The organism is Polynucleobacter asymbioticus (assembly GCF_018687575.1).
GTDB classification, from domain to species: Bacteria; Pseudomonadota; Gammaproteobacteria; order Burkholderiales; family Burkholderiaceae; genus Polynucleobacter; species Polynucleobacter asymbioticus_C.
This window is the reverse complement of record NZ_CP061297.1, coordinates 779358-792055: the sequence shown is the minus strand read 5'-3', so window position 1 is coordinate 792055 and position 12698 is coordinate 779358. Positions and strand designations below refer to the sequence as shown.

The 12698-nt window shown below is 43.6% G+C and carries 17 protein-coding genes; 9 read left to right on the top strand and 8 right to left on the bottom strand.

Translation table 11 applies throughout. From position 1 onward, the window contains the following. Together AOC19_RS03905 and AOC19_RS03900 are read right to left on the bottom strand one after the other, a co-directional pair. Entirely contained in the window at positions 1 to 456 is a 456-nt protein-coding gene (locus AOC19_RS03905; protein WP_015421001.1) for a CBS domain-containing protein, read from the bottom strand. A 77-nt stretch (positions 457 to 533) separates the two neighbouring features. After that, positions 534 to 1382, bottom strand: coding sequence for a YihY family inner membrane protein (locus tag AOC19_RS03900; RefSeq protein ID WP_215377739.1), 849 nt, complete (start codon positions 1380 to 1382; stop codon positions 534 to 536). 30 nt (positions 1383 to 1412) lie between these two features. On the opposite strand from AOC19_RS03900, the gene wrbA reads away from it, so the two are divergent. The 3 genes from wrbA (at position 1413) to AOC19_RS03885 (ending at position 2716) form a co-directional block, all read left to right on the top strand. After that, on the top strand, positions 1413 to 2009 hold the full coding sequence (wrbA, locus tag AOC19_RS03895) for an NAD(P)H:quinone oxidoreductase (protein WP_215377737.1): 597 nt from the start codon (positions 1413 to 1415) through the stop codon (positions 2007 to 2009). A gap of 9 nt (positions 2010 to 2018) precedes the next feature. Continuing rightward, positions 2019 to 2417, top strand: a complete 399-nt coding sequence (locus AOC19_RS03890) for a DUF2069 domain-containing protein (RefSeq protein WP_215377735.1) — start codon at positions 2019 to 2021, stop codon at positions 2415 to 2417. A 113-nt stretch (positions 2418 to 2530) separates the two neighbouring features. Beyond that, positions 2531 to 2716 (top strand): hypothetical protein, encoded by a 186-nt coding sequence (locus AOC19_RS03885; protein ID WP_215377733.1) that lies wholly within the window; start codon positions 2531 to 2533, stop codon positions 2714 to 2716. Between the two features lie 43 nt (positions 2717 to 2759). On the opposite strand, the gene AOC19_RS03880 is transcribed toward AOC19_RS03885, so the two are convergent. Further along, positions 2760 to 3944, bottom strand: a complete 1185-nt coding sequence (locus AOC19_RS03880) for an MFS transporter (RefSeq protein ID WP_215377731.1) — start codon at positions 3942 to 3944, stop codon at positions 2760 to 2762. 145 nt (positions 3945 to 4089) lie between these two features. Between AOC19_RS03880 and AOC19_RS03875 the strand changes: the two genes are divergently transcribed. After that, on the top strand, positions 4090 to 4395 hold the full coding sequence (locus AOC19_RS03875; RefSeq protein ID WP_215377729.1) for a serine/threonine protein kinase: 306 nt from the start codon (positions 4090 to 4092) through the stop codon (positions 4393 to 4395). Between the two features lie 26 nt (positions 4396 to 4421). Next, positions 4422 to 5195 carry a polyphosphate kinase 2 gene (gene ppk2 / locus AOC19_RS03870; RefSeq protein ID WP_215377727.1) on the top strand — a complete coding sequence of 258 codons (774 nt, stop codon included), beginning with the start codon at positions 4422 to 4424 and terminating at the stop codon, positions 5193 to 5195. A 5-nt stretch (positions 5196 to 5200) separates the two neighbouring features. Here the strand turns inward: ppk2 and AOC19_RS03865 are convergent, their stop codons facing one another. The 4 genes from AOC19_RS03865 to AOC19_RS03850 form a co-directional block, all read right to left on the bottom strand. Further along, positions 5201 to 6094, bottom strand: coding sequence for an alpha/beta hydrolase (locus AOC19_RS03865; protein ID WP_215377725.1), 894 nt, complete (start codon positions 6092 to 6094; stop codon positions 5201 to 5203). 56 nt (positions 6095 to 6150) lie between these two features. Further along, positions 6151 to 6414 carry an EF-hand domain-containing protein gene (locus AOC19_RS03860; protein WP_251368080.1) on the bottom strand — a complete coding sequence of 88 codons (264 nt, stop codon included), beginning with the start codon at positions 6412 to 6414 and terminating at the stop codon, positions 6151 to 6153. A 9-nt stretch (positions 6415 to 6423) separates the two neighbouring features. Next, positions 6424 to 7110: a DUF3313 domain-containing protein gene (locus tag AOC19_RS03855; RefSeq protein ID WP_215377723.1), complete on the bottom strand. Its 687-nt coding sequence runs from the start codon at positions 7108 to 7110 to the stop codon at positions 6424 to 6426. Between the two features lie 93 nt (positions 7111 to 7203). Then, positions 7204 to 7551 carry a hypothetical protein gene (locus tag AOC19_RS03850; RefSeq protein WP_215377721.1) on the bottom strand — a complete coding sequence of 116 codons (348 nt, stop codon included), beginning with the start codon at positions 7549 to 7551 and terminating at the stop codon, positions 7204 to 7206. An 86-nt stretch (positions 7552 to 7637) separates the two neighbouring features. Between AOC19_RS03850 and pcaC the strand changes: the two genes are divergently transcribed. After that, positions 7638 to 8015 (top strand): 4-carboxymuconolactone decarboxylase, encoded by a 378-nt coding sequence (gene pcaC, locus AOC19_RS03845; RefSeq protein WP_215377720.1) that lies wholly within the window; start codon positions 7638 to 7640, stop codon positions 8013 to 8015. A gap of 680 nt (positions 8016 to 8695) precedes the next feature. Here pcaC and AOC19_RS03835 read toward each other — a convergent pair. Then, positions 8696 to 9883 carry a hypothetical protein gene (locus AOC19_RS03835; RefSeq protein WP_215377716.1) on the bottom strand — a complete coding sequence of 396 codons (1188 nt, stop codon included), beginning with the start codon at positions 9881 to 9883 and terminating at the stop codon, positions 8696 to 8698. Positions 9884 to 10102: 219 nt separating this feature from the next. On the opposite strand from AOC19_RS03835, the gene AOC19_RS03830 reads away from it, so the two are divergent. The 3 genes from AOC19_RS03830 to AOC19_RS03820 are packed head-to-tail and all read left to right on the top strand — an operon-like array spanning position 10103 to position 12644. Further along, a complete protein-coding gene (locus AOC19_RS03830; protein WP_215377715.1) occupies positions 10103 to 11176 on the top strand; it encodes a hypothetical protein in 1074 nt (357 codons plus the stop codon). 2 nt (positions 11177 to 11178) lie between these two features. After that, a complete protein-coding gene (locus AOC19_RS03825; RefSeq protein ID WP_215377713.1) occupies positions 11179 to 11805 on the top strand; it encodes an OmpA family protein in 627 nt (208 codons plus the stop codon). Further along, positions 11802 to 12644 carry a hypothetical protein gene (locus AOC19_RS03820; RefSeq protein ID WP_215377711.1) on the top strand — a complete coding sequence of 281 codons (843 nt, stop codon included), beginning with the start codon at positions 11802 to 11804 and terminating at the stop codon, positions 12642 to 12644. The genes AOC19_RS03825 and AOC19_RS03820 overlap by 4 nt, the downstream gene beginning before the upstream one ends. The last annotated feature ends 54 nt before the right edge of the window (positions 12645 to 12698 follow it).

Sequence of the window (12698 nt, the reverse complement as noted above, 5' to 3'; positions counted from 1 at the left end):
TTAAGGAGCAGCTTTTTCGGCCTCTTCTGGCCAGTCGCGGATATATGCCTTGAGCATGGTGTTCTCGAAGTCTTGAGCCTCAACAACGGATTTAGCCACGTCGTAGAAAGAAATCACACCCATCAGCATCTTTTGATCAATCACCGGTAAATAGCGCGCATGCTCAACGAGCATCATGCGGCGTACTTCATCAATCTCAGTTTCCATATTGCATGTCAGTGGCTTGGCATTCATGACGCTTTGAACCTTCAGGTCGTCTAATTTGCCGTGGTGCTTAGCCAATGCAGCAATCACCTCGCGGAATGTGAGGATGCCGACCAACTTGTCATACTCCATGACGACCAATGAGCCAATATCGTGCTCACTCATCACCAAGACCGCAGTTTGCAGAGCGGTATCTGGCGCCACTGTAAATAGTGTGCTGCCTTTAACGCGCAATATGTCACAAACCTTCATACAGCCTCCGGAAATGAGTTCTTATATAAGCAATATATTCTCAAGCCCCTAAGGAATCAAGGGTCAAGTACAGTATTTCAGTAACGAATAACCCTTACGAGTCCACTTCGAATGCTTGGGAGATCCGCAACCAAGATGGCACCGGCCAAAGTAATCCACCAGGTCAGGTAAATCCAAATCAGTGCCAATGGGACTATGGCAAAAGCACCGTAGACAGTTTTATAGAAGGCGACATTGGTTAAAAAGAGACCAAAACCAAACTTCATTAACTCAAAAGTGAGCGCAGCAAAAAAGGCTCCACTCAAGGCATCACGCCACTGAATTTGGGCATAAGGAAGAATTTTGTAAGCCACAGAAAATACCGACATCGCCAGCAATACGGGAACCACGGTTGCGAATAAGCCCAGCCCAAAACCTAAAGCCTCGGTCCACCCTTCTGCCGCACTAAACAAAAGACCGCTGAAATAGGTTCCCACACCCAATAAGATGGGGCCCAATAAGGTAGCCGCGGAGTAGATTGCCACCTTCTTCAGAATGGGTCGAGTTTGAGTCACTCGAAAGATCTGATTAAAAGCGCTTTCAATCACCGCCAGTGTCATGATTGTTGTAATGACTAAACCGAGCAAACCAATTAAGGTGAGACCTTTGGCCTGAGCTGAAAACTGATCGAGATAATTAAAGACTTGTTGGTTTAATCCACCAGGCATATAGGTATCGAGCAGCCACGCCTGAAAGGCATATTTAATCCTCACAACGCTTGGAAGATAGCCAATCAAAATGGAGGCTACCGTCAGCATTGGAATCAAGGAGAGCGTGGTTGTAAAGGCCAAGCTAGCCGCCACTTGCTTGAGATTGTGGCCACGATTGCGCTCCCAAGTCTCTTTTCCAAGAGAGAGCCATAATTGAGGATTCTGAATGAGGCGCATCGCCCATATCATAAGAGATAAGAGATCAATATGAGCCAATCTGATATTTTAGTTTTGTACTATTCGCGCTACGGAGCCACTCGGGACTTGGCTCGCCTGATTGCGGAAGGTGTTGAAAGTGTTCCGGGTGCCAATGCCCGATTGCGCACGGTTCCAGCCGTCTCTACCGTATGCGAATCTACAGAGGCTGCCGTTCCAGCCGATGGTGCTCCTTACGTTGAATATGCAGACCTGAAGGAATGTATTGGCCTAGCTTTGGGATCCCCCACGCGCTTTGGCAACATGGCTGCCCCCATGAAATACTTTTGGGATGGCAGCTCCTCAGAGTGGATGAATGGCGCGCTAGTTGGCAAGCCAGCCTGCGTCTTTACAAGTACCGGTAGCTTACATGGCGGTCAAGAAAGCACTCTTTTCACCATGATGATTCCCCTGCTTCACCACGGCATGATGATCATGGGTATTCCGTATAGCGAGCCTGATTTGATGAGCACTTCAACTGGCGGCAGCCCTTATGGAGTAACTCATCTCGCCCATGCAGATGGCAGAGCACCGATTAGCGCCGAAGAGCAGCGCCTCGCGATTGCTCAGGGCAAACGTCTCGCACTCACAGCACTCAAACTTATTTAAGGGTCATTTATGTTCAAAAACTGGCTCTCCAAAAATCCATATCAACTCATTGCTACTGCAGCTTTTGTTGACCTATTTATTCTGTGTGTTGCTTGGGAATGGTTTATTTCCCCGCTCAGGCCTGGCGGCTCTTGGCTTATTCTGAAGGCCATTCCCCTGCTATTTGCCATTCCCGGCTTATGGAAAGGCAATGTCTACACCATGCAATGGGCGTCAATGCTGATCCTGCTCTACATCACCGAAGGGTTGGTCCGGATTCTAGAAACTGGGGCTAATTTCTGGATGGCTGCCCTGGAAACGGCCGTAGGAACAGTCGGCTTTATTTGCTTGCTCATGTACCTCAAACCCATCAAAGCACGGGCTAAAGCGGCTAAAAAGGAGCGGGCTGCCGCAGGAATCGATGAGTAAAGGGCAAAAAAGGACTTATTGGGTAGGTTTTTGCTGATTTCTTTAAAAATATTAGTAATTCCTGTCATCTCAGTCACTTTTCCAGGCGTTGTATGCCCATGGAGGTGACAAATATGTCAACAAGACTCAAACGTTGGGCCCGCGCAATTCAACAAATCGACTTGTCCAAAGGGACGCCAGAAGTCGCTATTGGCTATTTAGATAGCAAATACCGCGATATCGCTTGGCGCTATATCCGCATTTTGGGCTTTGAGCGCACTATCAGCTTTATGGCCAGCAATAACTTCCACCCGGAATAATTCTGCTAAGCCCATAGGCACCCAATCGCCCCGGATGAAGTATTTATCTGGGGTTTTGTGTTTCTAGGGGTCTGAAAACCCAAAATGCCAGCAATAAAAAGGCTATGCCGGCACATGAGCCCGAGAATAGAAATGCATAGCTAGGGTTAAATGACTCATAAAGCCAGCCAAATATTAGGGACGCGGGCAACAACATCAAGCCTGAGATGAGATTAAACCAGCCAAATGCCGTCCCAGCCATCCCACTTGGAGCTAAATCGGCTACTAAAGCCTTTTCCACACCTTCGGTTGCAGCCTTAAATAATCCATATATTCCAAATAGCCCACAGAGCATCCATATAGAGAGTCCAGAAAAACTCATAGCAATGTAGAAGAAAGCAAAAGCACACCAAGCGACCAAAATGAAATGCTGACGACTAAATCTATCCGAAAGTGCAGATAGCGGCGTTCCAAAAACAGTCGTAATTAGAGAGATGGCAGCCCACAGAAGAGGAATCTGCTCCTGAGGAACGCCGAGCTCTCTAGCTCTCAATAATAAGAACATGTCAGATGAATTGGCTAAGGCAAAAATTCCAGCAACCAAAATATAGCGCTTAAATTGTGAGGGCAATCCCTCTAGTGACCAGGAAAAAGGCTTAGTCTTCACTTGATCAAGTGGCGGTTCTTTGAGGCAGAGAGCCAAGCTGACGGCAATGATGCCGGGGACTACCGCCCACAGAAAGATATCTCGCAAGGGGATATTGATCGACAACAGAAATGCCGCCATCAAGGGGCCAAAGACAGCGCCGGCATTATCCATCGAACGATGTAAGCCAAAGGTTATTCCTCGCTGATTTGGCGCAACACTCTCTGCAAGCAGGGCATCTCGCGGCGAACTTCTCAAGCCCTTGCCGAGGCGATCGGTAAACCGAATGCATAAAACCCATGCCCAAGAACTGGCAATCGCAATCAATGGCCTACCAACCCCAGCCAAGAAATATCCAATCACTATCCAAGGCTTGGTCCTTTTGGTTCGATCCACAATGACCCCAGAAACTAACTTGAAGATACTGGAGCTAGCCTCAGCGATCCCCTCAATTAAGCCGAGCGCTTTAGGTCCTGCCATCAGAACGGTTGCGAGGTATAGCGGCATCAAGGGATAAAGCATTTCACTTGCGGCATCATTCACAAAACTAATCAGACCAATTAGCCATACAGTTCGGGGTAGAGACATTAAAGTTTTGAACATACTGATTCAATGTAGCACCAAATTAAATATGGCCCAGACTGTCACAATCGCTTGAAACTGAGATCAATAGAACGTAGGATCAAGAGGTAGGCATCAGCCTTGTACACCGATTACCTAACAGGCACTCTCTTTAAAGGAATACATCATGAGTCAGAAAAAATTAGTTAAGCAATTATTGAAAAAACTGGATAAGCTCGAAGCCGAAAGAGAGAAATTAATCGACAAGTTGGCAAAAGCGTTGGACAAGCTTGAGAAAAAGACTCCAGTTAAAAAGGCGCCAGCAAAGAAAGCTGCTGCCAAGAAAGCCCCAGCTAAAAAAGTAGTTACCAAAAAGGCGCCTGCAAAGAAAGTTGTTGCTAAAAAAGCAGTATCTAAGAAAGTACCAACAAAAAAGCCAGCTGTAAAAAGAGCTCCAGCTAAAAAAGTCGCTCCGACAAGCGCTGCCCAATAATCATTCAGCGTTTTTAAAGGCTGCCCATGAGTAAATCACTGATAACTGAAAATACTTATGAGGCAGACCTACGACTACTACAAATTGAGTTAGTTAAACTACAGCGTCACATTATTCAAAAAGGTAAACGTCTCTTAGTTATTTTTGAAGGACGTGACACTGCGGGCAAAGATGGAAGCATTAAAAGCATTACTGAAAATTTAAGCCCTAGAGATACAAAAATAGTTGCTCTAGCCCCCCCATCCTCTCTAGAAGAACATGAGTGGTATTTTCAGAGGTACGTTGCACAACTCCCATCAAATGGTGAAACTGTCCTCTTCAATCGAAGCTGGTACAACCGGGCTGGTGTTGAAAAAGTCATGGGCTTTTGTACTGATGATCAATACAAGTTGTTCATGGCAACAGTAAATGATTTCGAATCCTTGCTCGTCAGATCCAATATTCAAATAATCAAGTACTACCTAGATATCTCAAAAGAAGAGCAAGCCAAAAGACTGAAGGCTCGAGCAAAAGATCCCCTGAAGCAGTGGAAGATCAGTCCTATTGATCAAAAGGCTCAGAAAATGTGGAACGCCTACTCTGAGGCTAGAGATGAAATGCTCAAGAAAACTAACTCATCTGATGCACCGTGGACCGTGATTTGTGCGGATGACAAGAAGCTTGCACATCTGAATTTGATTGCGAATCTCTTATCCCGAGTTACCTACCCAGGCCAAGATAAGCAGATCTTAAAAGTTGATCCTCAGATTGTTTTAAGCTGGCCAGAGAATTCTAAAAAACTGCCCAAACTAGCTAAATAGCTTCATCAAGCAAGGAATAAGTCAGCCTCAACAATTAGCTCCTGCGGCAACTCCTCAGGAATGTAGTGGCCGCAAGGCAGCGCTTTACCAGAAACATCCGTAGCGACTTTCTTCCAGTCTTCAATTGGTGAAAAGCATTTAGCCACAAGGCCCCGCTCTCCCCACAAAACCCGAAACGGCATTTGCAATTTTTTACCAGCATCCCTATCCGTTCGATCATGAATTAAGTCAATTGAAGCTGCGGCACGATAATCCTCGCACATAGCATGCATCGATTCTGCATTGCTTGCCCCCGCAAGGTACTCGGCCCAGCATTGCGGATCAAAAATTCCGATACCTGCATGTCTACCCATGTGATTTCGTAGCCAAAACTCTGGATTAGCACCAATCAGTGTTTCTGGAATGGGGTGAGCTTGGATCAAGAAAAACCAATGCCAATAGCCTCTAGCAAATTCCATCGTTGTGTTTTCATACATGGAGAGTGTTGGAGAAATATCGAGCACCATCAGTCGCTCAACACTTTCAGGGAAATCCATTGCCAGACGATGTGATACCCGTCCACCGCGATCATGGCCAATTACAGAAAACTGTTTATGCCCAAGTGCTTGCATTACTGCATGCTGATCTGCAGCCATAGATCTCTTTGAGTACGTCGAATGATCTGGAGCGCCCGCTGGTTTTGATGAGGCGCCATAGCCACGAAGATCTGTCACAACAACAGAAAAGCGTTTTGCTAACTGCGGAGCGACATGACGCCAAATTGCTTTAGTTTGAGGAAATCCATGCAGTAATAGCAAGGCTGGTCCAGAGCCCGCGGTTTGGCAAGCAATATCTATCGGTCCATCTGCCGAGGGAACGGTAATAGTGGATTCTTTAAAGCCTTCAATTACGTACGCCATACACCTACTCCAATAAAAAAGAGCCTCATCAGAGGCTCTTCTATTTGACCAATGGACTACCTATTGGTCATTGCCTCGATTTCAGCAACAGTAACATAGCCTTTGTTTTGCGTATCAATACTACTGAAATGATCATAGATACGCGGCATACAACCCTTAGCTTCATCTCGGGTGAGCTTGCCATCACGGTTTACATCGCATTGAGAAAAACGCTCTTGGATTTCTTTATTTCGTGATGCTTCATCAGCAGAGACAGGCATTGCTATGAGCATGAATGCTGCTGTGCTGATGAGACCTAGTTTAGAAATAAATACTAACATGAGAGAGTCTTATTTAGCAGCAGTAGCTCTTGGGTCGGCAGAGGTTTCCAATGCAACCTGCACTACCTTTTTAGCCATCGCTATAAATGATTCAACTGAACCACCGCCAGTACGGAAAGATTCACCCTGAATAGTCACTAAGCCTTCGCCAATGACTTCTTTAGATTGACTGTCTGTAATCTTGCTTTCTACTAACATCGCTGGAGTTTTAGAATTCATGCCACCTGCATAAGCAGCAGCATTCATGGCTAAACCAATCGGTGTGAAATTCCATGGCTGCAGACTATCTGAAGAGCTCTCTGCACCAGTAATGCCAACTGAGATACGAGCTACGCCAGGGCCAGGCTGATTCACAATCTTGATATTTCCGCGGCTATTCACCGCGCTCACCATGGAATCCTGCAATGCAATCCGCGCTTGATTAATCACCTCTGGAGAAATTTCCTTGGTAGCGTTTTGGTTTAAATAAATCGGATCCAAAATCACTGCTGTGTATGCACCTGGATTAACCCCAGCCTTGCGATATCTCCAAATGCGGGTGTCCGATTCAGATGTAGCTATCGGCACTAGCACTGAATAATTCGGCAAGAAGCCAGACTTGGGCATTGGCTGACTCGCCAATTTAGGGGTATTACTACAAGCAGTCAATAAAGTAGCTACAGAGATTGCTGCAACTAAAGCGCCTAATTTATTCATTGTGATATCCAGTGGGTAGTTTTATTGATATTAGCCCTTGAGCTAGTTTTATCAGATCATACGCTTCATTGCAGGCTTCAATTTATTACAGATCTATGGCGCTGGACAAGGCATCAAGCTGCCAGACTTTTGATGGAGTTGTGGCTTGCACTCTACTGGTGCAGCTATAGATTTTGGGGTTGATGTTGGGGTAACAGTAGATGCCTGCACTTCTGCAGCCTGAGCCACCTTCGGTGAAGCAGCACTGAGAGTCGGTATGGATTTATAGAATTCTTTATCCGTTCCAGGGCATGGCATCAAAGCCCCTGTTTTCGCATTCATAACCGACTTACATTGAGGATCAGCCTGCAATCTGGCCTCCAGCTTATCAACACTACAGGCGCTCAATAGAGTGAGAATAGAAGACAAGGCGATAAGGCGCAAAAGTAAAGTGTTATTCATGAAAGTTATTCTAGGCCAAACGGAGACACCTGAATAGTGGCAATATAGGGAATCCATTTAACAAAGCAGCAAGACAGGAGACCAAAATGAACAAAGAAGCGTTTGAAAAAGGACTTAAAACTCGTCGCGAAGTACTAGGTGCAGAGTATGTAGATAACTCCATCAAGAATGCGGATGCATTTAATATGCCCATGCAGGAACTAGTGACTGAGTATTGCTGGAATGAAATTTGGAACCGCCCTGGCCTAGACCGCAGAACGAGAAGCATCATTAACCTATCCATGATTACTGCCTTAAATCGCCCTCATGAGCTCAAGCTTCATGTGAGAGGCGCAATTAATAACGGCTTAACTAAAGAAGATATCCAAGAAGTATTTTTACAAGCCGCAATTTACTGTGGCGTACCTGCAGCTATTGATAGCTTTAGATGTGCAAAAGAGGTCTTTGCAGAGATGGGAATTTAAAGCAGAAGTAAAGCTGGGGGGAACAGGAAAATTTGGCCTGCCCAGCACGATTCGAACGTGCGACCTACGCCTTAGAAGCTTTAAAAATGAGCTAAAACAATAGCAGAAACAATGACTTAAGCCTTGCTAGATCAGGTGTGGCATACGCACCGAGAGTCGTGGAATCACGTGGAATTGATTGGTTTTGATATGGCATCTACAGACTCATGATTCCACTGGTTGAGATATCTCCACTCAACTTTGTTTTGGATCTAATACACCCACAGAATTACGCAGCAGCAACAGAACCACAGATACTAGTCAATATCTGTAATTCTTGTCAGTATTGCCTCAAAACGATTATTTGGATCACTCGGCAACTCCCCATCTAGGTAAATTGAATCTCGTTGAACTTTTCCAGTTAAAGATAGGCTGAAGTTGTCAATATCAACCACTGATTGCAGATTGGCTAGGTCTGAATATTTGCTTATTTGTAGCTTTGCAGTGATTGATCCTTCATTTTCAGTATATGAACCTATGTACTTGTAACAACTATCCCCCCCATAGATTCTTCCGTCGATGGTAGTTATTACACCCTCGCCAATACGAACATCTTTCGCTCTAAATCTCACAGTCCAGAAAGCATTTATCAAAACAATCCCCTATTAAAGAAAATATCTTGTTTCACATTAATTTACATTTCAAACTCTATAAGCCGATAAATCCATCTCTTCACTACCTCGTAAGCGCATGGTGTACTTGTCGCCATCCACATAAATGAAGATATGCTTGTACTCACGACCATCCTCACGAACAGTGGAACTGAGTTTTTCCCTCAATTCTTCTAACTTGGCATAAGGGACGGCAAAGTTGACATCCAAATCGACCATCCCGAAGAGCATGTATCCAGAAGCAGCCTCGCTTAAGAATTGACGCTGCACTTCATGATAGGCATACCAGTAGAAAATCTCAGAACGAACATATCTTTTAGATATAGCGACTGCTGCATGAACATCCCCACTTTGATCTGAATAAAGGGAGTATTTCTTCTTGACTAAGACCTTATCTAGCTTGAGACCCAATTCTTCAATTGCTACCTGCTTTTTCTGTTCAATGATTTCTCTAGGGGTTGTTTGAGGTGTGGCGTAAGTTTTCTGCTCAGGCTTGTCTTGATAATCTAGCGGCTCACCTGCTCCATCAATCTCCAGATCCTTATCTTCAGCTGCGGTAAAGATCACATCGACAATCTTATCTATACGGGTGTATTCAATGGGCTTGAGAATAGTGTGAATTTTTTCAGTAACCTCTTTGCCTGAAGTTGATAAGTTAACTTCCATGAGCTTAATCAAGGCCTCAATTCCAATAATCCTCATAGTCCAGGCATGCCTAGAGCCTCTAACCTGGGCTTCTAGTGATTCAGTCTCATCTCTACCAATCACAATCAATATTGGTGAGTCATGGGGAACTCTCCTCGCTTCAGCCAATCGATCTCGATAAGTGGCAATGACATCTAACTTAATTGTGTAAGCGTTAGTAGTCTTTACCTCAATTACCAGGCAATCTGATCCAGACGTCCAAATACCGTCATAGCCAATGTCGTTACGAACACCCTGATAGCGGCCGTTTTCCGCAGTAAATCCAAGTCTTCTGCCAATCTCATTGACGACATCCTGAAGCACCTGACCGCTATTGGTAAAGGCATGGTCTGTGCAGTAAGTGGCATATTCAGCAAGTTTTTTGCTGTCTACCTCGGTGAGAAATTGCCTAAATTCAAGAGATGTTTCACTTCCATCCTTGAGCTGGCCATCGCCCGCCATTTTGACAATGGTTTCAAGATTCATCTTAAGTACGGAATCTTTTGTAGCTTTCCAGATTTCAAGTAATGGCATATATGTAATTTTTTAGTGATTTTCTACATATTACAAGGATTTAGGGGCCTATTACCCACTTGTCAAATCAACCCGAAGTGTCGTGTTTCGAGACACTTTCCAGCCGTTCTAGGCGAGATATCAAACATAAGCCCTAGGAATAATTTTCCAGCTGGTAATATTTAACTATAAAAATTACCATCAATTTCCACATTACCAAAAACAAATAAGGGCGCTTAAATGCGATATGAATACCTTTTTATAGTCGCAATCGTAGGTTTTTTTATATTTGCCCTACGAACAAACAATCAGAACTGGAAAGATCGAGCTGAAGAAGTTCTCGTAACCGCAGCTTTAGTGGGTTGCCTTTTCTCTATATCTGTAGCCCTATTTAATTTCAATCCCTCAAACCCAATTGAATCAATTACCGCATTTTTAGGCGATATCAGATTTGGCTTCATCATGAGCCTAACTGGCCTTGGATGCAAATTAGCAATGGGCATAGCAAATGGATTAAGAAAGACACTGACACATGCCGATGTTAATTTAGGTCACATACAAGATACATTACTTATAAACCAAAATCGACAAATTGAACAATTTGATAAGCTAAATCAAACACTTGAAGATTTTGCAAAAAGACTAGCGGAAGATTCCACAAAGGCAATAGTGGCTGCTCTAGAAGAGGTTGTAAAAGACTTCAACAAAAATCTTACTGAACAGTTTGGCGAAAACTTTAAGCAGTTGAATCAAGCAGTTGGAGAGCTTGTAGTTTGGCAACGACAATACAAAGATGAGCTAAATATTCAGCAAGAAAAAAATAGTCAAATTACTGAAAATCTTGGTAAAGCAACACAGCATTTAGTTGAGATTAGCGCCAGCCTGGATCAATTAGCAGGATCATCAACCAACTTTACTCTAAGAAGTGAGCAAATTTCTGCTCTTATAGCTCAGCTGGAGAAGCAATATGCACTACTTGCTCAAGGTCAAGAATCACTCACAAAAACGTTACTTGCCTACGAAGGGCTTCCGCCTGCGGTAAATCAGAAGATTGAGATAATGATTAGCCAACTGCAAGATGGAGCAACCAAGTTAACTCAAACAGTTACAGATGGACAAGAAAAAGCAACTGGAGCAACTGTAAAGGCCACTGAAGAACTCAAAAATAATCTAGTTGCCCTTGATAAGCAGATTAAGTCAAATCTTGACTCAACTATGAGTAAATTTGGGCAGCAATTAGCTGACATTATCGAAAATATGGCATTACAAATCTCAGATATCAAGCAAAGACTATCTCAATCTGAAAACAGATAAGCATGTCTAAAAACTCCTCCTTCATTGCAATGAGCGACTTTATGACGTCGCTTTTCATGATTTTCTTGTTACTAACAGTAGTTCTACTAACTGAAGTCTCACGCATTAGTATTAATGAAGATTCAGCTAAACAAACTCGAATCCAACTACTCGGTGAATTAGAGGCCGAGTTTGCTCAAGACCTCCCCAAATGGGACGCACAAATTCTTGACGATCTAACATTACGCTTTAAAAATCCGGATTTGATGTTTGCGACTGGCAAAGCAGAGGTAAAACCTGAATTTAAAGCTGTTATGGATTCTTTTCTACCTCGTTACTTTGCGATTATCACCAAGCCGAAATTTAAGCCGTACATTAAAGAGCTTAGGATTGAAGGGCATACCTCTGCATTTTGGGCTGTAGGTACCGACACAAAAACTGCCTATTTACTTAATATGGAGCTGTCTCAGAGAAGAGCCCTATCAACACTTACCTATACATTACAAAACTCAGATCAGAATTATGATTGGGTTGTATCGAATTTATACTCGATTGGACTATCCAGCTCAAAACCCATTGTTGTATCTGCTGATGATGTTCGTAACCAAAGGGTTGAATTCAAAATTAATCTCCTTGGAAACATCAAATGATTGAAGACTACCTGGGCGATCTAATGCGCCGCTTTGGGTATTTATCGGGGATAGCAAAGATTCCAAGCCAAATGGCAGCTCCTATTGAAGAGGATCCAAGTCGCCTTAACCTTGGGACTGCAGTTGAAATTCGTCATGGAGAATACCAAGTAGCCAAGGACGGTACGCTAATTGTTGATGGCAAACGCACATTCATTTATATATGTAACCCATCTAACTACATGGGGAAATTGAACACAAAGGACAAAGCTACTCTACCAAAGTACCATTTCACCGAATGCACCACAATTAGCAAAATGGCATCAATTGGTAGGGCCGATCGATATGTAAGGCCAATTACTCCGGATGGGAAGTTTAGACTGCTACTTGTAAATGGAAAAAAGAAAGAAACTTTTGATAGCGGCCTTCACCCCTGCGGGTATTGCTTTAGAAGCCTGTTTCCGGAAATTCCCTTTCCAAGTAGGATAAATTTTACTGTCGAACAGTTTTTTGAAAAATTTCCACTTAATTGTGCTGACGAGTTTATAACGAGCAGGAGATCAGTGCTTCAGGCAAATCACAATACATATTCCGCTAGCTTCAAAACTCTATCAGCAGAATTAAGATCAAAAAAAGAGTGTCACGGCTGCTTTGATAGATTTGATCCAAAGGATTTGGATACCCATCATCTCGATGGTGATGCAAGCAACAATAGCACCCTTAATCTTAAGGTCCTATGCGTACATTGTCATATCAATGAACCAAATCACTCTCACTACCGAATTTTGCTTGAGAAAAATGGACGCCTTAAGAGTTTTTACGAAAAATATCCGAAAAAGAGATCTTTGTCTTTTATCTGACCTGCTCCACTTAATTAATACATTGCGTTTATAGATTTGTGTGATTTTCAACCG